The 24,901-nt window shown below is 47.0% G+C and carries 24 protein-coding genes; 7 read left to right on the top strand and 17 right to left on the bottom strand.

Annotated features, from left to right (window positions below; genetic code table 11):
• Positions 1-4 precede the first annotated feature (4 nt).
• Positions 5-1,093 carry an acyltransferase family protein gene (locus V6D41_RS14425; RefSeq protein WP_333518659.1) on the bottom strand — a complete coding sequence of 363 codons (1,089 nt, stop codon included), beginning with the start codon at positions 1,091-1,093 and terminating at the stop codon, positions 5-7.
• 186 nt (positions 1,094-1,279) lie between these two features.
• Positions 1,280-1,912: an esterase EstB gene (gene estB / locus V6D41_RS14430; RefSeq protein WP_333518660.1), complete on the bottom strand. Its 633-nt coding sequence runs from the start codon at positions 1,910-1,912 to the stop codon at positions 1,280-1,282.
• 276 nt (positions 1,913-2,188) lie between these two features.
• Between estB and V6D41_RS14435 the strand changes: the two genes are divergently transcribed.
• Together V6D41_RS14435 and V6D41_RS14440 are read left to right on the top strand one after the other, a co-directional pair.
• The gene (locus V6D41_RS14435; RefSeq protein ID WP_148963648.1) at positions 2,189-2,737 is read left to right on the top strand and encodes a PadR family transcriptional regulator; all 549 of its coding nucleotides are present in this window, start codon (positions 2,189-2,191) and stop codon (positions 2,735-2,737) included.
• 49 nt (positions 2,738-2,786) lie between these two features.
• Positions 2,787-3,386 (top strand): GNAT family N-acetyltransferase, encoded by a 600-nt coding sequence (locus V6D41_RS14440; protein ID WP_333518661.1) that lies wholly within the window; start codon positions 2,787-2,789, stop codon positions 3,384-3,386.
• A gap of 36 nt (positions 3,387-3,422) precedes the next feature.
• Here V6D41_RS14440 and V6D41_RS14445 read toward each other — a convergent pair whose 3' ends face one another.
• From V6D41_RS14445 to glvA, 12 genes are all read right to left on the bottom strand, one after another.
• Entirely contained in the window at positions 3,423-4,580 is a 1,158-nt protein-coding gene (locus tag V6D41_RS14445) for an ABC transporter permease (RefSeq protein WP_333518662.1), read from the bottom strand.
• Between the two features lie 12 nt (positions 4,581-4,592).
• The gene (locus V6D41_RS14450) at positions 4,593-5,783 is read right to left on the bottom strand and encodes an ABC transporter permease (RefSeq protein WP_333518663.1); all 1,191 of its coding nucleotides are present in this window, start codon (positions 5,781-5,783) and stop codon (positions 4,593-4,595) included.
• Positions 5,784-5,794: 11 nt separating this feature from the next.
• Positions 5,795-6,730 (bottom strand): linearmycin resistance ATP-binding protein LnrL, encoded by a 936-nt coding sequence (gene lnrL / locus V6D41_RS14455; RefSeq protein WP_333518664.1) that lies wholly within the window; start codon positions 6,728-6,730, stop codon positions 5,795-5,797.
• A gap of 143 nt (positions 6,731-6,873) precedes the next feature.
• Entirely contained in the window at positions 6,874-7,536 is a 663-nt protein-coding gene (lnrK, locus tag V6D41_RS14460) for a two-component system response regulator LnrK (RefSeq protein WP_333518665.1), read from the bottom strand.
• Positions 7,533-8,735 (bottom strand): sensor histidine kinase, encoded by a 1,203-nt coding sequence (locus V6D41_RS14465; RefSeq protein ID WP_333518666.1) that lies wholly within the window; start codon positions 8,733-8,735, stop codon positions 7,533-7,535. The genes lnrK and V6D41_RS14465 overlap by 4 nt, the downstream gene beginning before the upstream one ends.
• Before the next feature lie 117 nt (positions 8,736-8,852).
• Positions 8,853-9,710 carry a VOC family protein gene (locus V6D41_RS14470; protein WP_333518667.1) on the bottom strand — a complete coding sequence of 286 codons (858 nt, stop codon included), beginning with the start codon at positions 9,708-9,710 and terminating at the stop codon, positions 8,853-8,855.
• 17 nt (positions 9,711-9,727) lie between these two features.
• Positions 9,728-10,132, bottom strand: a complete 405-nt coding sequence (gene catD / locus V6D41_RS14475) for a DoxX family oxidoreductase CatD (RefSeq protein ID WP_333518668.1) — start codon at positions 10,130-10,132, stop codon at positions 9,728-9,730.
• 153 nt (positions 10,133-10,285) lie between these two features.
• Entirely contained in the window at positions 10,286-12,100 is a 1,815-nt protein-coding gene (locus V6D41_RS14480; RefSeq protein ID WP_333518669.1) for an ABC transporter ATP-binding protein, read from the bottom strand.
• Positions 12,094-13,815 carry an ABC transporter ATP-binding protein gene (locus V6D41_RS14485; protein ID WP_333518670.1) on the bottom strand — a complete coding sequence of 574 codons (1,722 nt, stop codon included), beginning with the start codon at positions 13,813-13,815 and terminating at the stop codon, positions 12,094-12,096. The genes V6D41_RS14480 and V6D41_RS14485 overlap by 7 nt, the downstream gene beginning before the upstream one ends.
• 105 nt (positions 13,816-13,920) lie before the next feature.
• Positions 13,921-15,504 carry a PTS maltose transporter subunit IIBC gene (malP, locus tag V6D41_RS14490; protein ID WP_333518671.1) on the bottom strand — a complete coding sequence of 528 codons (1,584 nt, stop codon included), beginning with the start codon at positions 15,502-15,504 and terminating at the stop codon, positions 13,921-13,923.
• A 15-nt stretch (positions 15,505-15,519) separates the two neighbouring features.
• Positions 15,520-16,284: a MurR/RpiR family transcriptional regulator GlvR gene (gene glvR, locus V6D41_RS14495; RefSeq protein ID WP_333518672.1), complete on the bottom strand. Its 765-nt coding sequence runs from the start codon at positions 16,282-16,284 to the stop codon at positions 15,520-15,522.
• 64 nt (positions 16,285-16,348) lie between these two features.
• Positions 16,349-17,698: a maltose-6'-phosphate glucosidase gene (gene glvA / locus V6D41_RS14500; RefSeq protein WP_333518673.1), complete on the bottom strand. Its 1,350-nt coding sequence runs from the start codon at positions 17,696-17,698 to the stop codon at positions 16,349-16,351.
• A 335-nt stretch (positions 17,699-18,033) separates the two neighbouring features.
• Here glvA and V6D41_RS14505 point away from each other — a divergent pair, with 335 nt between their 5' ends.
• The 5 genes from V6D41_RS14505 to V6D41_RS14525 are packed head-to-tail and all read left to right on the top strand — an operon-like array spanning position 18,034 to position 21,316.
• Entirely contained in the window at positions 18,034-18,348 is a 315-nt protein-coding gene (locus V6D41_RS14505; RefSeq protein ID WP_087992581.1) for a WXG100 family type VII secretion target, read from the top strand.
• Positions 18,349-18,353: 5 nt separating this feature from the next.
• Entirely contained in the window at positions 18,354-19,577 is a 1,224-nt protein-coding gene (locus V6D41_RS14510) for a hypothetical protein (protein WP_333518674.1), read from the top strand.
• 11 nt (positions 19,578-19,588) lie between these two features.
• A complete protein-coding gene (locus tag V6D41_RS14515; RefSeq protein WP_333518675.1) occupies positions 19,589-20,356 on the top strand; it encodes a hypothetical protein in 768 nt (255 codons plus the stop codon).
• 23 nt (positions 20,357-20,379) lie between these two features.
• Entirely contained in the window at positions 20,380-20,937 is a 558-nt protein-coding gene (locus V6D41_RS14520; RefSeq protein ID WP_333518676.1) for a YfjD family protein, read from the top strand.
• 49 nt (positions 20,938-20,986) lie between these two features.
• Positions 20,987-21,316, top strand: coding sequence for a YnfA family protein (locus V6D41_RS14525; protein WP_087992577.1), 330 nt, complete (start codon positions 20,987-20,989; stop codon positions 21,314-21,316).
• Between the two features lie 35 nt (positions 21,317-21,351).
• On the opposite strand, the gene V6D41_RS14530 is transcribed toward V6D41_RS14525, so the two are convergent.
• The 3 genes from V6D41_RS14530 to acoL form a co-directional block, all read right to left on the bottom strand.
• Positions 21,352-21,531 carry a small acid-soluble spore protein H gene (locus V6D41_RS14530; protein WP_087992576.1) on the bottom strand — a complete coding sequence of 60 codons (180 nt, stop codon included), beginning with the start codon at positions 21,529-21,531 and terminating at the stop codon, positions 21,352-21,354.
• A 52-nt stretch (positions 21,532-21,583) separates the two neighbouring features.
• Entirely contained in the window at positions 21,584-23,401 is a 1,818-nt protein-coding gene (locus tag V6D41_RS14535) for a sigma-54-dependent Fis family transcriptional regulator (protein WP_333518677.1), read from the bottom strand.
• Positions 23,402-23,517: 116 nt separating this feature from the next.
• The gene (gene acoL, locus V6D41_RS14540; protein ID WP_333518678.1) at positions 23,518-24,894 is read right to left on the bottom strand and encodes an acetoin dehydrogenase complex dihydrolipoyl dehydrogenase; all 1,377 of its coding nucleotides are present in this window, start codon (positions 24,892-24,894) and stop codon (positions 23,518-23,520) included.
• Between the last annotated feature and the right edge of the window lie 7 nt (positions 24,895-24,901).

Genomic DNA, 24,901 nt, shown 5'->3' on the forward strand with positions numbered 1-24,901 from the left:
GTTTTCACCCTGCGTGATCACCCACTTCTACTGTTACTTTTTTCTGTTTTGGCTGATAGACCTTTCCCACAAATAAATAACCGTATTTGAATTTATTCAATGCCCATGAGGTCAGGATCGGGCCGGCTGTGCACACGGCAAACAACAGAAGAACAGCAGGTACGGCGGGAATCCCGGGCATATTTAAAAGCAAAACGTAGCCTATGATCATAAAATAAGCATGAAGCAGATAAATCGAAAAGGAATAGTTGCTGATAAACATCACGATTTTCGGCACATGCTTCATGTTAGAAAACAAGTGAAAGCACAGGAAAATCATGCTAGTCGAATACAGCATGATATCAGGCCGTTTCGAACTGATCATGCCGGTTTCTCCGCCATAGGAAACAGTGACAACCAGCGCAGCAGAAGCTAGCGCGGCGCCGTATATCACCCAGCGGTATTGGTTCAGCAGCGCTAAAAAGCGCTTGTACTCTTTTCCGCAATAGTAGGCCAGACAAAAGTAGAAAAGCCAGCCTGTGAACGGAACCCAGAAGAACGGAAACGCCCCTCCCTCTTCAGAAGCAGGAGCCGGGCTGACTGCTGAGAAATAGCTTAAATAAGCGGCTGTCACGACAAATGAGATGGACAGCACCCATTTCGGCGATGCTTTTTTCAAATACTCGTGAAAAATTATATGCAGAATGTAAAATTGAAAGATAACGAGAATAAAGTATCCGATAAAGTTTCCTAACAATACGTTCGCCAGGTATTTTTGCACAAACGCGAGAAAGGTCACCTCTCCTCCCATCGCACTGGTCATCAACAGTGCATCAATAGACGCGATAAATAAAAAAGGAACGAAAATCACTTTTCCCCGCTTCTTTAAAAAACCGTCCGGCACCCCGTCAGGATAAGAACGGGCCAGCAAAAATTCAGAGATGAAAATGAAAGCAGGCGTGCTGAACATCAGGAGTGTGCGGAAAGAATCTATAGTGTGAGAAATATTTGCGAGAGCTTCTGCCTGGAGCATCAGGACCATTGAAATGATATGGAGCAGGACAACACATAAGCACGAAATGCAACGGATCATAAAAATTTCTTTAATTTGCATAACAGCGCTCCTTTTATTTCAAATTTTTAGAAATCGTTGGTTGTACCTTAACATGTCTGCTCTATTTGAAAAAGTGGCTGATGTCATAAATTGGCGTATGCTTTTTGGTGTATCTTTCTCAGACGAAATTGCTTAGAGAATCCAAAAACCTGCTGTCACGGAGACGGCAGGTTTTTTAGATTGATATTAATTTGTATTGAGGCCTCCGCCATTCAGCCCTTCTTTGATATAGCCGTTCACTTGGCTATTCGAAAGCAAGCCAATATGGCCGATGCCATAAAGCTGGATGTTTCTCGCTCCTTGTAATCGAGACAAGCTATTGATTACGATTTGATCATTTAGGCTGTAGATAGATGTATAGACAATTTTTTGATTAGGATCTGTACCTGGCAGCGCAACAGATGACACTAAACCATTAGCCCCTCCAAGCGTTACGACATTTTGAATCTTATTGCCCCCGCCTAAATATTTAATATAGTACAGCGTGTTTGCGCCTCCCATACTATGAGCCACAATATCTACTTTTTTGGCTCCCGTCTCTTTTAAAACACGGTCAATATATGAAGCGAGCTGCGGACCGTTATTTAGGTTGTTGCCTGTTTTATCATAAAAATCAATAGCATACAGTTTGTTGCTTTGCCAGCCTTGAGAAATTAAGTAGTTTTTAATAGCAAAAAAGTTGTATGAGGCACCGCTTATTCCATGAACAAGAACAACAGGATTATGCACTGATTCAGCTTTTGCGCTTGACGGCGGAGCGGCTAGAACAGATAGAATCAGCGATAAACAGATAGCGGATGCAAAAAGTATTTTTTTCACGTTCATTCCCCCTTAAAATGTTTGTACCACCAATTACCTATTATATATAAAGAATCAATATTGTTAATATTTTTTCAGAAAAAACAAATTTAAGCATAGCCTTTTGATATGATTGAGGGAGATGAATTTCATATTACCTGTTATCTTTATTATACAAGCAGACCGGGTTGTGTTCCCTTCCTCCCTTTTCTATAATAAGGGGAATAGGCAGTTAGGATCACAGGTGAGCGCTGGCTCATCTATTTTTGTGAAACAGCCATAGACACGGAGGATAGCATGAGAGTATTGAAATACGCCATATTAGGGCTTTTGCGAAAAGGCGAATTGAGCGGCTATGATATTACGAGTTATTTTAAAGAGGAGCTCGGCCAATTTTGGAGCGCCAAGCACAGCCAGATTTATCCTGAGCTCAAAAAGCTGACGGATGAAGGGTTTATCACGTTCCGCACAACGATTCAAGGCACGAAGCTGGAGAAAAAGATGTACACCCTGACAGACAGCGGAAAGCAGGAGCTGCATGAGTGGCTGATCCGCCATCAGCCGATACCGGAGACGGTGAAGGATGAATTTATGCTGAAGGCTTATTTCATTTCTTCCCTATCGCGGCAGGAGGCTTCTGATTTGTTCACAGACCAGCTGCGAAAACGCAAAGCCAAGCTGTCTGATTTGCAGGAAAGCTATGAAAAGCTTATGGTTTCAGCGGATCCGATATCATTTACTTCACCGGACTTCGGCCACTATCTCGTGCTGACGAAAGCGCTGGAGCGAGAGAAAAATTACGTTTCTTGGCTGGAATCGATTTTAGCGATGATAGATGAGGATTAGCGGGAGCAGCCTTCAGGCTGCTCCCATACTTTATGTGGGGGGACGAACGATGAATGTGACATTGCGTGAATTAACAGGAGAACTGATCCGGGTGGTGCCGATGGACAAAAGCCATATTCAAGGTTTATATGAAGCTGCAAATGATGAAACCATCTGGGCCCATTTACCGAAAACGATTACAACGCTGCATGATATGGAGGCTTTTGTTGAGGAGGCGCTGAAAACGAAAGAATCCGGAGCGGAATTTCCATTCGTGATGATTCATTGTGAGACTGGCAAAATCGTCGGCACGACGCGATTTCTGCATATGTCATCCGCTGCAAGGAGCCTTGAGATCGGCTGGACATGGCTGCACCCTTCAGTGTGGGGCACCTCGGTCAACACTGAATGCAAATATTTGCTGTTACAGTACTGCTTTGAACAGCTCAACACGATTCGGGTGCAGTTTAAAACAGATGAGCGGAATATCAGATCGCAAAAGGCGATTGAACGGCTGGGAGCAGTCAAAGAAGGCATATTGCGAAACCAAATGATCAGAAAAGACGGAACATTCCGTAATTCAGTGTTTTACAGCATTATCGACAGTGACTGGCCGTCCGTGAAACAACATTTGGAACAGAGACTGAAGCTTACAGAAAAAGCAAAATGATCCTAAAAAAACATCTGCCCCGAAGGCAGATGTTTTTTAGGCGCAGAGCGCTTTCAGCCCTGCTGTGAAGATAATTGCTGCAAAAGCAAGCAAGATGCCGCAGATCCCGAGAATATCTGTGACGTGTGCACCGTTAGCGATAATCTCAGTCAATCCGCTCATCGCCCACTTTTGCGGAAGAAATTCAGCAACGGACTGCATCAATTTCGGTTCAATGTCTATCGGCCAATACATTCCGCTTACCATACACGTTGCGATGACGAACAAGTTGCCGAACGCAAGCTGCTGTTCCGGCGTTCTGACATTGGCCGCAATGGCCAACCCGATGGCGACAACGGTCAGCAGAAAAAGCGATACTAACACAATAACTGCAGCCGGATTGCCCCAGTTGATGCCAAACAGCCAATGGGTTGCGAGCAGCAAGATGCCAAATTGAATCCAGCCAATGACGAAGAAGGACAGCACATACCCCGCACCGATTTCAGCTCGGCTGACAGAGGCTGTAAGCAATCTGGACCAGACGCCGTTTTTTCTTGCTTCTAAGATGGTTCCCGCTGCCCCCATCATGGTCAGCATGACAAACAGAATGGAAAAGCCGGCTGCTCTGGAGGCTGTGTCACTTCCGCCCGCACCCTCTTTTTCATCGCTAAGCGTCTTTCGTTTTACGGCTGGTGCCGCATCTTCATGATCTTTGGCGATAACTGTCTTATACGCCGCCTTCCAGTTCTCCCCCGCTGCCTGAGCTGACGTTTTCGCCGCGGTAACCTGAATATTGAGTTTTGCCAATGTGCTTTCCGCATATTGTTTGGCCATCGGCGCTTCCAACAGTTCCGGGCCGTGGCGGAAGATCAGCTCAGGATGTTTTCCTTTTTCCAGCTGTGCCTGGAACGAGCGGGAAATGGTGATGATCCCGGCAATTTTCTTTTGTTTCAGCTTTTCTGACGCTTTGCTATCGGACATGGTTTCAAATGCATACATATCATCGTGTGCCTTCAGCTGCCGAATATAATGCTGCGAGAGAATCGTGTCATCCTGATCAATCACCGCAAGCCGTAGCTTGTCGTCATTGCCGCCGAGCATCCCTCCAAATACAAAGGTCAGCAAAAGCGGAGCAGCGAACATCATCAAATAGTTCTGCCGCTTCTTAAAAATGAGAGAAAGCTCAATGCCGCAAATGGCTAAGATTTTTTTCACTTGGTTACCTCCTTATCTTGTATGAAGCCGTCTGATGCCAAGCGCGAGTGAACAAAGGCCGATCGCCGCAAAAAGAAGCACAGGCATTTGAAGGTCATCCCAGCCTCCCCCTTCCATTAAAGAAAGAAAGCCGTCAAGCGCCCATCGATTCGGCACCGCTTTGGATACAGACTGCAAGAAGTCCGGAAATTGGTACAGCGGCAGCATGGACCCGCCAAGAACCGCAAGCAATTGAATGCCGAAGCCGCCTATCGCATCGGCCGATTTCATGTCGCTGATGCAGGACGCAAGCAGCATTGAAATGCCGGATACAGCCGCAGCATAAGAAAGCCCCAGTACACTCACAAACAGCAGATTGCCGCCCCAGTACACACCAAATACATTGATCGTGACAATCAGAAATATGAAAAATTGTATGATGGCAAACAGATAGGTTCCGAGCCATTTTCCGAAGAGAATGGCGTATGTTTGTGCAGGCGTCATCATCATTCTGGCAAGCGTTTCCGTATCCTTTTCTTGTAAAAATGATTTCGCCCCGACTGTCATATGAAACAGCATAAACATGCAAAGCATGGCCGCCGAATAGTATTGAAAACTGGTAACAGCCTTGCTGCCGATTGATTGTTCTTTCATAGTAAGCTTGTTACCCGTTTCTTTTTCAAGCACCTTGACTAGGTTGTCCGCAAAATGTGAAGGATCAAGTTTCCCTTGTTTGACAGCTGCTGTTTTGCTGACATAGTCCATTGAAGCTGACGCAGCTTCTTTTACCGTTTTATATTGGTCTATGAACGACGCGGCGGCTGTTTCGATGATGGAACTTTTTAATGTTTCATCAGGATGAGCATAAACAAAAGCTGATGTTTTGCCGGCTTCCCAATGTTTCGGGATGACGATGCCAACATCGATTTTCTTTTCATCGAGCAGGTGCTTCATCTCATCTTCGTTGCTGGCTTGTGTGACCTTTAGCGATTTCATTTTTTTGAGCACATCTGTTTTAAACATGTTCGCTGCATCTGACTGGTCTGACTGCACATAGCCGACTTTGATGCCGTCAATCTGGCTGCCTCCGTCAACAAGCGATCCGAGCGCCGCCCCTAAAATACAGGTCAGGATCAGCGGCATTAAGATCAGCATCATAAACCCTTTTTTGTCCGTGATTCTGATTTTGACATCTTTCCATGCGATCCACATGCTTTTTTTCATAGCCGTCCCTCCTAATCCCGCAACGTGCGGCCGGTCAGATTAAGAAACAGGCGCTCCAGATTCGGTTCCTGCACCTGAAGAGACAGCAGGTTTGTATGATGGGCAGCGGCCTCCGCAAGCAGACTGGTGACGACTTTCTCATGATGAGCCGCAGAAATGTCAATTTTGAGCTCTGACTCGTGTACGGTCACATCATTCACATGAGCCAGTGAACGGATTGCCATAAGAAACGCTTCATCAATTCCGCTGACCGTGAGCTGAATGATGGTATCGCCTCCAAGGCGGCTGCACAAATCGCTTTTTGTGCCGATCGCAATCATTTCTCCCTGATCAATAATGCCGATCCGGTCGCATAAATACTCGACCTCTTCCATGTAATGACTCGTATAGATCACCGTCATGCCCGTTTCATTGAGCTGTTTCACCGTTTCTAAAATATGATTTCTCGATTGAGGGTCGATGCCGACAGTCGGTTCATCCATGATCAGCAGCTCAGGCTTGTGCATTAAAGCGGCACCGATGTTGATTCTCCGCTTCATTCCACCTGAGAATGTTTCAATTTTATCTTTGGCCCGCTCAGTCAGGCCGACATATTTAAGAACCTCTGCTGATCTTTTTTTTGCCTCGCCATGCGTCAGTCCGTACATTTTCCCCCAAAACATCAGATTCTCATGAGCCGTCAGCGTCGGATATAAAGCAATTTCCTGCGGCACAACGCCGATTTTTTGTTTCGCTTTGGACGTTTCTTTTCCGATGACATGGCCGTCCACTGTGATATTCCCGCTATCATGCGGCACGAGGCCGGAAATCATCGAGATGGTTGTGGACTTCCCCGCGCCGTTTGGTCCGAGCAGCCCGAACGACTCCCCTTTTTGCAAGGAAAAAGAAATGCCTTTCACGATTATTTTTTTTCCATATGCCTTTTTGATGTTTTCTGCTTGCAGCACGTCGTTTCACTCCTTTTGTAATCCCATTGTCATTGTAGAAAAAAGAAAGACGTGCGGCATGTGGCGGCAGATAGAATGTAAAGCATGAAAAAAAGGCCTTTAACAAGCCTTTTCAGAGAAACGCATATGCTGAATGTCATATGTCAAAAGTCAGATACACCATGTCTGACCGAATAGATAGCGGCCTGGGTTCTGTCTCTGACAGACAGCTTGCTGATAATGTTCGACACGTGATTTTTCACTGTGCCTTCTGTAATGTACAGCTTTTCGGCAATTTCTTTGTTATTCAACCCGTACCCCAGCTCAGCCAGAACTTCCAATTCGCGCTCAGTCAGGTCGAGCAGCTCCTTAGGTTTATCTGTCTCGTTTATTCCTTTCAGCTGTTTTTCGCGCTTCCATTCATTCAGCATCTGGGCAGTCAGTTCCGGGGGAAGCACCATTCCGCCAGATTGAACCGTCATCACCGCTTTGACAATCGTATCGGCTGACATGTCCTTCAGCAGGTACCCGCTCGCTCCTTCTTCAAGCGCTTCCGCAATCAGCTCTGAATCCTTGAAGGTTGTCAGCATCAAAACCTTTACGCCGGGCAGCGAGCTTGTAATCAGTTTTGTCCCTTCAACTCCGTTGGACACCGGCATTCGGATGTCCATTAACACAATATCCGGCTCAAATTCTTTCGCCTTTTCGAAGGCTTCCTGCCCGTTTCGCGCTGTTGCGATCACATCAAGCTCTTCTCTGAGCTGAAGCAGTGATGCCAGCCCTTCTCTGACGATATCCTGATCGTCGGTAATGATGATCTTAATCATGATAAATTCTCCTTTTGCTGCGCGGGCCCGAAGCTCCATTTTTTATTAGCCAGTGAAAATTCGGCGATTACAGTAAACCCTTGATCTCGTTCGCTCTCAAAGCGGATCATTCCGCCATGCTCCGCTGCCCGTTTTTTCATATTCAAAAGGCCAAAGCCGAGTGCCGCCTCGGGATTTCCTTTTCCGTCATCCTTAATGACAAGACTGATATTGTCCGTTGTGCAGGCAAGCTGGATCGAACAGGCTGTAGCGCCGCCGTGCCGTTTGGCATTGGTCAATGCTTCCTGCACCGTCCTGACCAGAGTCGGATGAAGAGACAGCGGGATCATCGCAGGATCGCCGCTGACCGCAAATTCGGTTGTGACGCCCACATTTTTGTAAAAGTCTTCTGTCAGCTGTTTTAGTGAATCGATGACCGATGGAGCATTTTCCGTTTGCAGGGTCCGCACTGATAAGCGGACATCATCAAGCGCTTCACGGGCAAGTGTTTCACATACACTGACTGTCTCCTCCGCTTTATGGCCGTCTCTTTTTTGCCATTCACGCAGAAGCTGCAGCTGGACGAGAAGCGCCGTCATTTTATGCCCCACTATATCATGGATTTCCCTTGCCATTCTGTTCCGCTCGTAAATGGCCGTCAGTTCTTCAACCTGCTTCGCATATAAATGCAGCTCCTGGTGCGCAGCAGACAGCGCCAGATGGGATTCCGTCAATTCCTGAAACTGCTGTTTTGCCGTTTCCTGCGCATCCAGCAGCTTGCGGATTAATTTGCCGACGACTCCGCAGAAGACGACGAATGTCATGCTCGACAAATGATCGATGACAGATTCATTACCGAACATCAAATATGTACGGATGAGGACGATCAAAAACAAAATAGAGCATAGACATAAGACAGACCAAGCGATTCTTTTATGAAACCCGCACAGAAAAAAGGCGACTGCAACCGGACAGAGCATGATAATGAATAAACCCGTGCCGGGAAAGATAAATCCGAACGAAAAGCCGACCGCGATATCAATTAAACAAAACCAAACGGCATTTGTCTCTGGCTTCTGTAAAAAATGATTGGCTGCATACACAGCAGCACCTATTGCTATAAATGCATATTCAAACCAGTTATTCTCTTTCACAATGGACAGATACATCAAACAGCTCACCATCAAGGTAAACATTCTCGTAAAAAACAGAGCCTTCACGCTCATCACTCCCGTTACCCAATTCCCTTCTTATCATACCTGCCTCAGATCATTTTTGACAGGAGTTTCTGGAAATCAAAAAATCCCCCTGCCATTTTTTCGGCAAGGAGATTACAGTTAACTAACAAACATAATATGGACGCCGGAAACAGGATCTTTCACACGGAAGCTGTTTTCCGTTTCTTCGATCGAATATCCGGCATGTTTGACTCGGTCTGCCACTCGATCCAGTTCCTCTTGATGAGGCAGGACAACAGTGTAATCGTCTAATCCACTGGCATTTGTCGGTTTAGGCGGCGCGTTTCTTCCCGCCCAAATGTTTAAGCCGATATGATGGTGGTAGCCTCCGGCTGAAACGAAGAGAGCGGACATGCCCGCATAGTTTCCGACAATGTCAAAGCCCAGTACATCTGTATAAAACGTTTTGGCTTCGTCCAAATCACTGACATGCAGATGAATGTGTCCGATGGCGGTACCGTTTGGAAGCCTTGTTTTCCGCTCATCTCCGGTCTCTTCCAAAAGACCCTCGATGTCAACAGCGATTGTCGTCATGACGTAGTTTCCTTCACGATCACGCTGCCACGTGCTGCGGGGGCGGTCAGCGTACATTTCAATGCCGTTTCCATCAGGATCAGACAGGTAGAGTGCTTCGCTGACTGCATGATCTCCATGTCCGATCGCAATGCCATAATCAATCAGCCGGGCAAGCGCGATACCAAGTTCCTTTCTGTTCGGAAGAAGAATCGCAAAGTGATATAGGCCCGTCACAGACCGTTCAGGCAAGACGACGGCGCTCGGATTTTCTTCAAGAATAAGCAGTACGCGTTTTCCATCAGCCGTTAATTCAGCTTGCCGATCCGTCTTTTGTAAGACTTGAAAGCCAATGACGTTACAGTAGAACTGAAGAGAACGCTCCAGACTGCGGATTGTGAGTTTGACATAGCCAATATTTGTATCATCATGAATGCTGGTCATGCTGAATGCCTCTTTTCTTATGCTGCTACGTTTTCGCTCTTTTTTCCTTTAAACACAAATGGATCCAGTGCCAAGAAACGGCTTCCTGTAAGCGCCAGGTGGATGGATGTCAAAAGCAGAAGGTAATCAAATTCTGCATTGCCCATGAAAGGCGCTTTCAGCTTGACTGTGATGATGGCTCCGATGAGCGTGAGAGCAAACAGAACACCGACAATACGTGTAGCCAATCCGAAGAAGACGAGCACGCCGCCAACGAGTTCAATTGCTGCGATGACATACGCCATAAAGCTTGGAAGGCCTATGCTGCCGAAAAATTGGATGGTGCCCTCCATTCCCTGAAACTTTGATAAACCGTGAACAAAAAAGATAATACCTGTCATAACTCTTAAAAGTAATGTGCCAATTTCAAATGATTTATTCATTTTATCCTCCTTGATAAATGTTATCAGTTACTTAATGTAAGTTAGTATATATACATAACTTATTTACGTCAAGTAATTTCGTTACATTTTACAAAAATGAAATAAAAGAACTATAAAACTGTAACAAAAAAGACCTTTGTGCAGGACAAAGGTCTATTTCTCAAATTGGCTTTCATATAAGTCACTGTAAAATCCTTTTTGCCGCAGCAGCTCGTCATGACTGCCTTTTTCAATCATTTCGCCGTCTTTTAGCACTACAATTTGGTCCGCTCTTTGAATGGTGTTCAGCCTGTGGGCAATGATGACGCTTGTTCTTCCCTCCATTAAACGGGCAAGCGCCTCTTGAATGTTGACTTCTGTGACGGTATCAATGTTGCTTGTCGCTTCATCCAAGATAAGAAGAACCGGATCGGCAAGCACCGCCCTGGCTATCGAAATCAATTGTTTCTGTCCTTGGCTGATGCCTGATCCGTTTTGCGTCAGCACTGTGTCATACCCTTTTGGCAGCCTTTCAATAAAGCTGTGGGCGTTCGCTGTTTTTGCAGCAGCTTCGACTTCCTGATCAGAAGCATCGAGCCTGCCATAGCGAATATTTTCCCTGATCGTTCCCTGAAACAAGAACGAATCCTGTAGGACAAACCCCATGTTTTTCCGCAAGCTTGCCCTAGTGAGCGTTTTAATATCTGTACCGTCGATTAAAATCCTTCCCTCATTAGGTTCGTAAAAACGGGCGAGAAGATTTGTGACGGTTGTTTTCCCCGCTCCCGTCGGGCCGACAAACGCGATGGACTGTCCGGCAGGCACGGTAAACTGTAAATGCTTCAGTGTCTGCTGCCCTTCATCGTAAGCGAAAGACACGTTTTGGAATTCAATACTGCCTGTTTGGATCGGCTGATGCATGGCGTTCTTTTCATCATCGCGCTCCTCTTTTTCGTCAAGCACGTCAAACACCCGTTCAGCACCGGCAATGGCGGACAGCATCGTATTAAACTGGTTCGCCAGATCGTTTAAAGGGCGCGTGAATTGTCTTGAATACTCGGCAAAGACGACGATGGAGCCGATCGAGATCCAGCCTTTCAGCGCGAACAGACCGCCGATTGCGGCAATCAACGTAAAGCTTAGGTTATTCAAAGAGTTCATGACTTTCGGGATAAACCCGGAAATCGTCTGTGCCCAGAAGCCCGACGTCTTGAGCGCGGCGTTTTTTTCGAGAAATTCGGCTGTGATTTGCTTTTCACGCGAATAGGCTTTGATGACCTTTGCGCCGGAAACGGATTCCTCAATATATCCATTCAGCTCACCAAGGTTTTTCTGCTGTTCTTTAAACAGCTTTCCCGTCCGGTTGGTGATCCATTTTAGGCTCACAGCCATCACCGGAATGATGGTCAGGGTAATCACTGTAAGGAGCGGGCTCAAGTACAGCATGACCGCAACCGTCCCGGCAAAGGTGATGACGCTTGACAATATTTGAATGACTGACGTGTTTAAGGTCGAGCTGACATTTTCGATGTCATTTGTCACCCGGCTCATCAGCTCGCCGTGCCGCTGTTTATCAAAAAACGGAATCGGCAGCTCATGCAGATGGGTAAACAACTCGCTTCTCATTCTGAAAACAGTGCCTTGCGAAATCGTAATCATCCAATAGTTCTGAAACCAGAGCGACAGAGACTGAATCACATAAATGACGAGCAAAAGAAGCAAAACGGGAATCAGTCCGTTGACCGTTCGCCCGACGATAAAATGGTCGATGGCCTTTCCGATCACAAAGGGGCCGAGGAGCCCGAATATCGCGCTGATGACAACCATTAGCATGACAAGGATGAGCAGTCCTTTTCGTTCAGCCAAGTAAAACCAGATTCGCTTCAGTGTTCCTTTTGCATCCTTTGCTTTCGTCCGCTTTTTCGCGCTTTCTTTTTTGTCGATTGGCAGTTTGGGATATTGGAAAGGTTTGCGGATGCCTTTTAGCATGACTCACTCCCCTCCCTTCCGAATTGCGACTCGTAAATGCGCTTGTATAACTGAGATTCAGAAAGCAGCTTACTGTGCGTGCCTTTTTCAATCAGTTCGCCATCCTCAAGCAGCAAAATCTTATCAGCTTTCATCGCCGTGGTCATTTTTTGCGTAATGATCAAAGTTGTGCACTCATAGGTGCTGATCGCCTCAAGCAGCTTCGCCTCCGTTTGCAGGTCGAGTGCACTGGTGCTGTCATCTAAAAGAAGGATGGCCGGCTTTCGGATCAGCGCCCGCGCAATGGAAATCCGCTGCTTCTGGCCGCCGGACAGGTTGACGCCTCTTTGTCCCAATACAGTGTCATATCCATTCGGGAGCTTCATAATCGTTTCATGAATCTGCGCATGTTTGGCCGCTTCCATTATTTCATCAAGTGAAGCATTTTCTTTGCCCCAAGCGATATTTTCTTTGATTGTGCCGGAAAACAGGAGCACTTCCTGCGGTACATATCCAATTTGCTTGCGAAGACCCTCTGCCGGAACATCACGAATCGGCTTCTCATCTATGTAAATGCTGCCTGAATCGGGCTGATAAAGCCGCGGAATGAGCTGAAAGAGCGTGGATTTGCCCGCTCCCGTCGCACCGAGAAGCGCGATCGTTTCCCTCGGCTTCGCGGTAAATGAGACATCTCGCAGCGCTTCTCTGTCCATGTCAGGATAACGGAAGGATACATGCTGAAACGCAATCCGTCCCGACAAACGATCAGATATGATCCCTTCCTCTCCTTCATCGCCCTCCGTTTCAAGCACCTCGCCGATTCTATCCCCAGAAGCTTTAGCCCGGGTGAAAATCATAATCAAAAACGGAAACATCGAAAGCGCGCCCGTAATTCGTGTTGCGTAGTTAATAATCGCGACAACATCACCGACCTGAGTGCTTCCGCTCGTGATACTGTGGGCCCCTGCCCACAAAATCAAAAGAATGCAGAGGTTCATCAGCAGCATCAGCACAGGCATCGTGAATTCCACAAGCTGAAAGGCTGAAACTGTTTTTTCCATCAGCCTTGTGTTGGCTTTGATAAATCTTTTGACCTCGTGGCTGCCGCGAAGCAACGCTTTGATCAGCTTGATTGCGGTTAAGTTTTCCTGCATGACGGTGTTCACCTGATCCAGCCGTTTCTGCACTGAGCGGAACAGCGCCCCGCCTTTCTTTAATACCCATAGCAAAAACAAGATCAAGATCGGAATGGTCACAAGCAGAAAAAAGCCGAGTTTCACATTAACGGCCAGCGACAGCACAATGCCGCCTGCAATCATTAACGGAGCCCGCAGCATAAACCGCAAACTCATAAAAATCATATTCTGAACCTGTGTGACATCGTTTGTCAGCCTTGTGATATAAGAAGAGGACGAAAACTGTCCAAATGTCGAATAGGAGAAGGACTGGATTTTTTGAAAAAGCCCTTTTCTCGTATCATAGGAAAAGCTTTGGCTGACATGGGCGGCATAAAAGGAATTCAGCATTCCCGCCGCAAATGATAACACGGTCAGTCCAATCATGACCGTGCCCCATGTCCACACATGCCGGAGATCTTGCTTCAATATCCCATCGTCGATGATTTTTGCGATCAATAGAGGCTGCACCAGTTCAACCGCAAGCTCCGTCAGCATGAGAACCAGGGCAATTCCCACCAGGAATGAATGTGGTTTTAAAAACGATAAAGCCTTTTGCATGTAAAAGCCTCCAAACCCCTTTTTACTCGATTGTCTCTTTCTTTACTTTACTATGATGGTCTTTTTGACGGCAAACGAAAACCCTCCCGAAAAGGAGGGCTGGCTTTATTGATTCAATATTTTTTCCACACGCTCCCGCATCTGCGGAACGCTCAATCCGATAATCACCTGAAACGCTTTCCCATTCCTGACGACCCCGTGTGCGCCAAGCGCGCGAAATACGCTGTCAGATTCAACCTTTGTTTCATCCTTGACGCTGACTCTGAGGCGGGTGGCGCAGTTTGTGACTTCTGTGATGTTGTCTTTTCCGCCCAGCGCTTCAACATACAGAAAAGCGGTGTCATCTGCCGTTTCAGCAGCGGCGGCCGTTTCATCCTTGTTTTTTCTTTCTCTGTATTCCTTTTTCGAATACAGCTTTGTTTCCTGCTGGTCATCCTTTTCCCGTCCTGGTGTGGCGATATTGAATTTGAGGATTAAAAATCGGAAGACGAAAAAATAAATAGCTGTAAAAGAGAGTCCGATCAAAATTTGATACACATACGTCATGCCGTGGCTGCCAAAGAGCGGAATCCAGTTCAAGGTGGCCGCTTCGATCAGCCCGCCTCCCATGTTTCCGACGACACCAGCCAAATACATGACGGTCGACATTGATGCCGCAAGCACGGCGTGAACCGCAAATAAGAAAGGAGAAATGAATAAGAAAGTGAACTCAATCGGCTCTGTAATACCGGCGACAATCGCCGTCAGCGTGACAGGAATCAGCAGTCCTGCGACGAGTTTTTTCTTTTCCTTGCTGGCTGTGGCATAAAACGCCAGGGCGATCCCCGGAATGCCGAAAATTTTCGAGTTGCCGTGGAGCGCGAAGCCGCCTTGCGGGAAAAGCTCCTTCAGCGATTTGGCACTTTGCGAATATTCACCGAGATGCTGTGCCCAATACGTGACGATCCCGCCTTCCGCTACAGCAGGCCCGTAAATAAACGGCGTGTAAATAAAGTGATGAAGCCCGGTCGGAATCAAAATCCGTTCCAAAAACGTATAAATCCAAACGCCCACCGCCCCCGAAGCAACCAGGAAGCTTTGAAGCGAGCCGATTCCCGTCTGAACCATCGGCCAAATATAAGACACGGCCAAGGCAATCGGGATCATAATGAAGAAGGAAATCATCACAATATACGTTGAGCCTTGAAAGATGCCGAGAAAATCGGGCAGTTTTTTATCGAAATAACGATTATGCAAATAGACGACAATCGAAGAAATAAAGATGGCCCCGATAATGTTGGTATCAAGCGTTTTGATGCCCGCTATCATCGTTAACCCACTCGTTCCGCCGACCTCTTGGTTCATGTCGACGCCAAATGCGCCTCCCCATACTGTCAAGATCGAGCTCACAAAGTAATTGAACGTCAAGTAAACCGTAAGCGCTTCCAAACAAGCGCGAGCCTGAGCGTTCTTCGCCAAAGCAACCGGGATTCCGATGGCGAATAAGAGCGGCATTTGATTAAATACTGTCCAGCCGCCCTGCTCAATGATATACCAGCACTGATACCACAACCCGTCTGGATCGGCGAGCGGGCCCATGAGGGTTTGATTTTTAAATAGCGTACTAACCCCGACGATGATGCCGGCGAACGCGAATAATAGAACAGGCACAAACATCGCGCTTCCAAAGCGCTGAATTTTTTGCATCATACCAGAAACCCCCTGTTACTCAATGTCATTTTTTTCTGCCTCTTTGTAATCAACATATGCGCGGAACAATGCTTCGCCAACGAGAAAAAAAGGTGCAAAAGCGACAATTTCCGTTTTATCGCTCAATGTCACAGGTTTACTTGTCGCATAAAGATTATGCGGAGTCAGCTGGGCGAGGACATTGTTTTTTAAATTCGTAATGGAAATAAAGGGTATACCCTTTGCAGAAAGCATTCTTGCTTGAGGAATCAGCTCCGGTGTTTCCCCGGAAAGCGAAATGATAATAAACAGATCATTTACTTTAAAATCGTCGCGCATCAGATTGAATTCATTTCTGTCTTCAATCAAAATGAGATACCGATGGCGCGGAATAAACATTCTTTGCAGATCACGGGCGCAGATTTTTTGCGCATTTCCTGATCCATAAACGAAAATGCGGTCAGCTTCATCAATCAGCTGGCACATGTCCGTCATATCCTTTGTCCTTAAGAACTTCAGGTTTGCTTCCATATCATCAAGCAGCTTTTGAAAACTCATATTCTCGCCTTCTTCCGGCTGATCTTCCCACTTTAAAAAGACGCGAAATTCACTGTAGCCGCTGAAACCGAGCTTTTGGGCAAGCCGCAAAATCGAGGAACGCGATACACTGCAGGCTTTGGCCAGCGCGTCGATTCCAAGGTGATAGCACGTGTGCTTGTGATTCAAGATATATTTTAAAATATGAAAATCGTTGTCATTTAATTTGTTATAGTGCTGATTAATCAGTTCTTCAAGCTGCATATCAGATTCCCCCATTTTCTTTCTATTATATACAATTACAGATTCGAAAATGGGGGAATTTCAGTTATGAAATGCGGGTTGGGCTTTGATCAAGCTGTGGCCAATAGTCTTTGTTGGCCTCTATTAAATCCTCGAGAATGAGCCTTGCCACACGCGCGTTCGGCACTGTTTTTGACAGAATCAGCGCTTGCCAGAGCTTTTGGAACGATTTCTCTGCCCACGCTTCAACCGTCAGTTTTTCAACGGATACCTGTTGCTCCATCATCCCCTTTTGGAATTGCGGAATGGTGCCGACGGTGATCGGTTCAGGCCCATTAGAGCCGACGATACATGGCACCTCGACCATCGCAGTCGGGTCAAAGTTCGCAATCGCGCCGTTGTTTTCAACGATCAACAGCATTCTTTCACCTGTGTTGTAGGCAATTGCCCGGGCCAGATCAACGATATATGATGCGTGATCATCTATTTTGATTTCGCTGTTTTCCGAGGACTGCTCGCGTGTGATCATGTCACATTGACTGAAAATAAAGGCTTCGCGCCCTTCCATCACTTCGTTTGCCCGCGTATGATTCGGATTTGATTTTTTCACCATATCATCCGGGAACAAATAATATTGCAAATACGTATTCGGCAGTGTGTCAGGATCTGCGGCCTGTACGTCACGCGCTTTGGCGAACGTATCATTCCAGCTCGCCTCTACAGCTTCGGCCTCCGTCTTCGGAATATACCCGTATTGAGATACATGCTCCTTCAGCTTCGGCATTAAATCGTTACCCTCTTGATCATGAATCGATGTCCACCAGCCAAAATGATTTAAACCGTAATAGCGGACCTTCATGTCTTTTCTTGAGGACAGGCCGAGAATGTGCGCCATCCGATCTTCGATTCCGACCGGCATATCACAGATATTAAGAATTTTAGAATTCGGTCTGAGGCGTCTCGTAGCTTCGGCTACAATCGCAGCCGGGTTGGAGTAATTAAGCATCCATGCATCAGGCGAGTATGTTTCCATGTAATCTAATATTTCAAGCACGCCGCCGATCGAACGCATGCCGTATGCGATACCGCCCGGCCCGCACGTCTCCTGGCCGACAACTCCGTACTTCAGCGGAATTTGCTCATCGAGCGCACGCATCGCGTATTTCCCTACCCTAATGTGCGCCATGACAAAATCGACATCTGTAAAAGCTTCTTCCGGGTCAGTCGTCGCTGTAAATTCAATGTCCGGCGCTTTTTCTCTAATAAAAACATCACAGGCGCCCGCAATGCGATCCTGTCTTTCCTTATCATTATCATACAGCTTGAGCTTTCTGATCGGAAACTCCTCCAAATGATCTAAGAGCATTAGAACGATCCCTGGAGTGAAAGTGCTTCCTCCGCCCGCTATTACGATTGAGAATGATTTTTTCTTCATATGGCGACCTCCTTGATAACGTTTACATTTTTATTTATACCATGGGAGAGCCCGTCCCGTAACACGTTTGGCGCACTTAGGTCATTTAATCAACTTTAGTGTTTTTTCTCATAGGGCGGGAAATTTCTCATTTACCTTGCGTCTGAGAGATTTGGTTTTTTTACCTTTTTTGTAATCTTAAAGTCTCACCAACTGTGAAATTTAAGTGAATATACACCCTTCCATTTCTTATGAAAAGGTTCTTTTGTACGATTCGGATACATGCCGAATTATTTATAATCATTTATAGAAAACATCCATTTGTGCGTTAATTTAGGAAAGGCAGGGGACAAAAGTTGGACTCATATAAAGTCATTGAGCTGGCAAACAAGTACAGTGCGGCCGCGGAAGAGGTCAGAAGTTCCAAAATGCTCCTTGAATCCCGGTTATCTGCATTAGGGGATGCTTGGCAGGGGAAAGCAAGAGATTCGTTCGACCAGGATTTCGAGGAAACGAAAGCGGCCTACGATCAATTCGAACTGGAACTGCTTGAAACAAGCCAAGAACTTAAAGCAGCCGCCGTCAAAATAGAAGAACGAAAAGCAGAGATTGCCAGAATGGAAGAAATGGAACGTAAAGCCAGAGAGGAAAGACATAAACTCAGGGGGTGAACAGTGTGTCAGGTAACATTGCAGTTGATCCGGATAAGCTCGAACAGCTGGCAAATGATGTTGTCACTGAATTAACCGATATGGAAAACAAATATAAGGACCTGCATGTGGAGCTGGGGCAGATGATTTTGCAATGCGATCCCCGCTACAGCAGCTGTTTTTCCGGAGTCGGCGATGCGTGGAGTTCAGGAAAAGCGCTTGTCACCAAGCTGAGTGACAATGACATTTTCATCAGGAAAACGGGCGATAAATTTGTTGAACAGGATGATATGTTACGAAAGCTTTATCATGCTTATGACAAATATGGGACAATGACAAGCTTAACCGCTCTTATGCTGACGCAGGGAAAATACTACGGGCTCGGGCTTACGAAATTCGAAAAACAGCCAAGTGGCTTACATACCGCCCGTCATTCCAAGCTTCTCTTGGATATTTCCGGAGCCGTTGACAGGTCACGTTATCAAAAAGCGGCCAGAGTGCTTTTGAACCCTAAATATTTGTTTAAAAAGACAAACCGGCCATTTTCAGATTTGGTACATAAAAAGTTTACAAAGTACTTCCCTCAGGATACGGTGGATTTTTCAAACAGTGTCAGAAGCTACACAAGAGGATTTCTTAATGAAGCCGGCGTACGCTCGACTTTGAAGGATGTCGGAAAAACAGGCTTGAAATTCGCAAAAGGAAATGCCATTACCGCCACACTGATCACCGGAGCGACTGAAACGTTCGGAGCAGGCTTGAAAATTGCTGAAAATTACGCGAAATACCAAGACAAACCGGACGTTCTCAAGCGTGAAAACGCCAAGGCTGTCGGGAATGCTGTGAATAACACCATTTTCATCGCAGGAGGGGCAACGGCGGGCGCTGTCGTCGGCGGTGCTGTTGGAAGTGTGTTAGGCCCTGTTGGTACAGTAGTCGGAGGTACTATCGGTTCGGCGGTAGGAGGTTTTGTTGGAGAAAAAATCGCAAAGTTCACATCAGGTTTTGCTGAAAAAGCGGCGATAAAGCTGAAAGAACCAATTCACGCTGTCGTTGATACAGCCAAGAAAGGGCTGGAATCAGCCGGCAAAGTCGTCAAATCAGTGAATGACGGCATAGATGAGGCGAATAAAACGATACATAAAGGAATAGATAGCGCGAAAAAAGGAATGGAAAAAGCAAAGAAAACAGCGGATTCGCTCATACACGGCGCAACCCATTTCCTTAAAGGGAAATTTTCATTTGGATAGGAGAATAATCAATGAAGCAGTTTACAATCAGCATAGAAGAGCTTTTATTTTGTTTTTACAGCGAAGGATTTTTTGAACAAGGCATGGCCTTGAAGCAAGCCTATTTCCCGGAGATAGAGGATGAACAGCTCGGCGCTTTGTTTGAAGCCGCGTGCCGTTCACTCTTAGCCAAGGATGCGGCTGAATATCGGAATCATCAATATCGGCTAAAGGACGAGTATTGTCCGTTTATCCATGTATTGAACGATGCTGACTATACAGTGAAGCTCTCTAAATTTGACGGGCAGGGCACAGAACAGAATGTTTCCTGTCATGTATCAAAATTCGGCACCTACTCTCACGAACTCCTTTTTGATGAGCAAGTACACAGCATTACAAAACTAGAATCAAATGAAGGGCTGCTTACGAAGACAGATGAATTTTTACATATAATAGAGACAGAGGATAAGAGAGATTCGCTTCTGAGATTGACATCAAATGAATTTGAAAAACTCTTGGAGGGCGCTTCAGACAACCCCTCATACCTCAAGGAATTCCTTGAGAAACATGACCACCAAGAGGACGTTACCCGATTTGTAAATGATCTGGCTTTGCGTAAAGGGAAAATGGATACACTGATGCGTCTTGTTTATGACAAAGACAACTCGCCGGAAGTGGCCGACATGGCTTTCGTATTGCCTGGCAGCCGTCATACTTGGCTGGTAACAGGCATTACTCAAAATGAATTTTCTATCGTACCAGCAAATATAGATGTGATAAAAGATATACTTTTTTGCTAAAGAGCGATAAAGGAGAATAGCAATTGAAAAACGATGAGGTAATTAAGGTCAAAAGCAGAATGTTTTTTAGAATATGGCTGTTCCTCGCCACAGGGGGCGCCTTTATTGCGGGAGTGTGGCTGGTGTCTGAAGCACTCACATTTGAGTCTAAGTATGCCCTGCTTTATTTGGGCGGCGGATTAATGGCGATCGTTTATGGATTGATCACATTTTGTATGGCTTTCCCGGCGTTCACAAGCCGGGGAAATATTATTTTCAGCGTAAAGACAGGTCCTGATGGCGAGATTTTCTCGAGAAAACGCAGTGTGCATTTTTCTGAGATCAAACGGATTTATATGGGACGGCATCATTACAGTTTGAAGGGGATCTTTTTTGAGGATATTATCATCGAGAAAACAGATGGCAAGGCCGTTCGCATCCCTACCTGGAACATTATCGCGAACCCTCTGTTTTTTGAAGCGGTTGAGCGCTATATCCTTCCGCATATGAATGATGAAGCGAAAAGCAATTGGATCGGCCAGTTTACGGAGGTTCAGAGAAACGCGTATTTGAAGGAATTTGAGGATCATCCGAAGCTTTAACAGCTCCCCTCCTTTATAATGAAAGAGAAAAGCAAGTTGAGGAGTGCGCGTGATGCTGATGACCATTCTTTTATTTCTCGCGGCGGGGCTTGCCGAAATTGGCGGCGGGTATTTGGTTTGGCTGTGGCTGAGAGAGGCAAAGCCAGTCGGCTACGGGATCGCCGGAGCGCTGATCCTGATTGTCTACGGCATTCTTCCGACGTTTCAGTCCTTCCCTTCCTTCGGCCGTGTATATGCCGCTTATGGCGGGGTATTCATCGTGCTTGCGGTCCTGTGGGGATGGCTTGTCGACCGGAAAACACCTGATCTGTATGACTGGGTCGGCGCATTGATTTGTCTCCTCGGCGTCTGTGTCATTTTATTTGCGCCGCGCGGATAACAAAATGGCCTGCTTATGAAGCGGGCCATTTTTGTTTAATCCTCTTTTAAGTTGGTCAGCTGCACTTCATGCTCCTCTTGCGGTTCATCAAGCGGATAAATTCTCGCTGTTCCGTCTTCTTCATTCACGTGCTGAATGTAAATAGGAACTCCGTTATATGTTACTTTCTTCATGTCGGGAGATTCTACAATTTCTTTCGCCCTTTGAATATTCATTCTAACACCCTCCTTCATACATAACGTTTCCATTTCTTGAAAGAAGTATGCTTTATGATTCAGCGGCCAAGTTGAATTTTTTCAGCCGTTTGTAGAAAGTGCTTCGGGGGATTCCGCTGATTTTGGCGGCTTGAGAGACGTTACCTTTTGCGGATTCAAGCGCTTTGATCATCATATCTTTTTGGATTTGCTCACGAAGGGTCAGCGCACCGGCCGCATCCGGCTTTTTTTCTGCCGGGCTGATCGGCAGTCCAGCGGCTTCCAGTAAAGCGGTGAGCGGCTCATCCCTCAGCCGGCCGTCCGGAAATCTGATGGAAAGACGTTCAAACACATTAAACAGCTCGCGAATATTCCCCGGCCACCTCCATTGTTTCAGCACATCCAACAAAGCAAGGGGAAGTTCGCCAGGCCAATGATTTTTCTGTTTGTAGTACTGAAAGAGGTCCGGAATATCCTCGGGGCGGTCGCGTAAAGGAGGAAGCTCGATTGGATAGACATGAAGGCGGTAAAACAAGTCCTCTCTGATTTTCCCGCTTTCAGCAAGCTCGCGTAAATCACAATGTGTGGCGGCAATGACTCTAATATCAACCGGAATTTCTTTCGCCCCGCCGACCGGCGTAATCTTGCGTTCCTGAAGCACCCTTAAAAGCGCAACCTGCATCGAATGGGAGATTTCTCCGATCTCATCTAAAAATAAGGTCCCATGATTTGCTTTTTGAAAGGCGCCTTTGTAGCCGTTTCGTTTCGCTCCCGTAAAAGCGCCCTCCGCATAGCCGAAAAGCTCGCTTTCAATCAAGTCAGACGGGATCGCTCCGCAATTGACAGCAACAAACGGGCCATGCCGCCGCTCGCTGTTCTCATGAAGCGCGCGGGCAGCGACTTCCTTCCCCGTACCCGTTTCGCCCGACAGACAGACCGTTGCATCCGCCGCAGCCGCTCGTTCAAGGTTCTTCAGCATTCCTTGCGATCGGCCGCTTTGCCCGATAACTCCATTGAAACGAAATGCCGGCTTTTTCTTTTGTTCCGAGAGATAAAAACACGTGCCGCCATCTCCCATGGTGACTGCTTTTTCGATTGAAAAGCCCCGTTCTTTCAACTCATACAGGTGCCGGCCCTGCCAATCCGGTATTAAGGTTCGAATCGGTATGCTCGCGCTGATAATGTGCTGTTTGGTATTGCAGAGGACCATTGGCACACGGGATGCAGCCCTATCTCCAAAACGGCTGATCAGCTCCAGCTCTTTCTCGCGGCTTTTAGCTGCCAGTTCCCGTTCCGCGGCATAGGCGATCGCAGTGGCTATACCGAGCATGTGGGGATGCGCGCCTGCCGCCGGACACGATATGTCAATCACACCCGCAAGGCTGCCATCCTCATGGTGAATCGGAGCGGCTGAACAGTTCCAGTGATGGGAAGCGATGGAGTAATGTTCTGATCCTTGTATCGCAACCGGCTCAATCATGTGGAGCGCCGTACCAATCGCATTTGTTCCGACAGCCGTTTCCGTCCAGCATGCGCCCTTGACGAAGTTGATGCGTTTGGCTTCATAGAGCGCGCGGGGATGGCCGTCGAGTGCCTGAACAACACCCTCTGAATCAATTAACAGCGCCATCATTTCCATTTCTTTTATGGCAGGCAGCAGTTTTTCAAGGTAAGGCTGTGCGGTCTTCAGGAAAAATGAATGCTTTTTTGACTGCTGAGCCAGCTCCGTTTGCTGTAAAACCTTTGGGCCTTTTTCTAAATATGGATTGACCTCAGCTTTTTTGCAGCGATGCCATGACTCGGCGATCCGTTTTCTTAACCGGGCTTCATCAAGTACACCGTCTTTCACAAAACGTTTCCAGGTTTGCAAATCGTTTGGGATCGAATTCATTTCCTTGATCGCTCCTCCCTTACACGCCGTTTTCATCTATTGTAGGGGAAAAATAAAGCGCTTTCAACAATAAAAAAGCAGGCGCCTTGTATTCCCCGCGCCTGCTTTTTCCCGTGTTATGCATGCACTGCAAGCCCAATTGTGCTTAACAGCGCCTCGTGTAATGTTTCCGACAGTGTCGGATGGGCGGCGATAAAATGCTCCGCCATATCAGCGGTCATCTCACCATTCATGATTGCAGCCGCCTGGCCGATGAGCTCGGTGACATCAGGACCAATCATCGAGACACCGACGATTTCCCCGAATTCAGGTTCCGCCACGATTTTGACCTTTCCTTCCGCTTGCTGTTTAATGAGCGCTTTGCCGTTTGCGGAAAAAGGAAATTCACCAATCTTCACATCCCCGTATTCGCTTCTTGCCTGTTGTTCTGTCATTCCGATACACGCGATTTCCGGTGATGTGTAAATGCAGCGGGGCACATGTTTCTCATTGATTTGGACATCCCTGCCGGAAGCATGAGAAGCAGCGATGATGCCCTCATGGAAAGCCGCATGCGCCAGCTGAATGCCTCCAATTGCGTCTCCGCACGCATAAATATGAGGTACGTTCGTCTGCATGTGCCCATTCACCGGAATGCCTTTTGGAGAAAAATCTACTCCGGCATGCTCCAGCTGCAACCCGTCAAGACGGGGTTTTCTGCCGATCGCCACCAGCACATAATCGGCCTTCGTTTTAAACTCCCGCTGCCCGCTTTTCCATATTGCCGTTTTGGCCGTTTGATCCACCCGCTCTAATCTGGATGCAGTATGCACTTCAACACCGTCTTTTTCGAGCCTCTCCTGAAAGAGACGGGCAATCTCTTCATCTTCAGCCGGGATCAGCTGGCCGGCTGTTTCAATGATGGTCACCTTCGATCCCAGTCTGGCAAACAGCCCGGCATACTCGCAACCGATAACACCGCCGCCGACAATGACAAGTGAAGACGGAATCTCAGAAAGAGAAAGCGCGTCCTTGCTGTCGATGATCCATTCGCCGTCAAACGGGGCGAATGGCAGCGCAATTGGCTCTGATCCCGATGCAATCAATACTTGGTCCGCCTCTCTGATTTCTTTTCCGTTTTCTCCTTCGATCAAGAGCTTTCTGTCAGAAAGAAAGGAGGCCGTCCCCTTCACAACCTGTATTTGATTTTTCTTCATCAAGTATTGAACGCCTTGGACAAGCTGACTGACAACCTGTTGTTTTCGGTTCTGCATTTTGCTCCAATCAACCGATATCGTACCGGGCGGAAGTTCGATTCCAAAGTGGCCGGCATGCTTGATTTTATCAAGAACGTTTGCGTTTTCTAATAAAGACTTTGTCGGGATGCAGCCTTCATTCAGGCAGGTTCCCCCAAGCGGGCCTTTGTCAATCAGCAGCACGGTTCTGCCCTGCTGTGCTGCGGAGACTGCAGCCGCATAGCCTGCAGGTCCGCCGCCGATAATGGCTAGTGTCATGTCGTTT

The sequence above is a fragment of the Bacillus sp. 0102A genome, from assembly GCF_036765155.1.
In the GTDB taxonomy this organism is placed as follows: Bacteria; Bacillota; Bacilli; order Bacillales; family Bacillaceae; genus Bacillus; species Bacillus subtilis_G.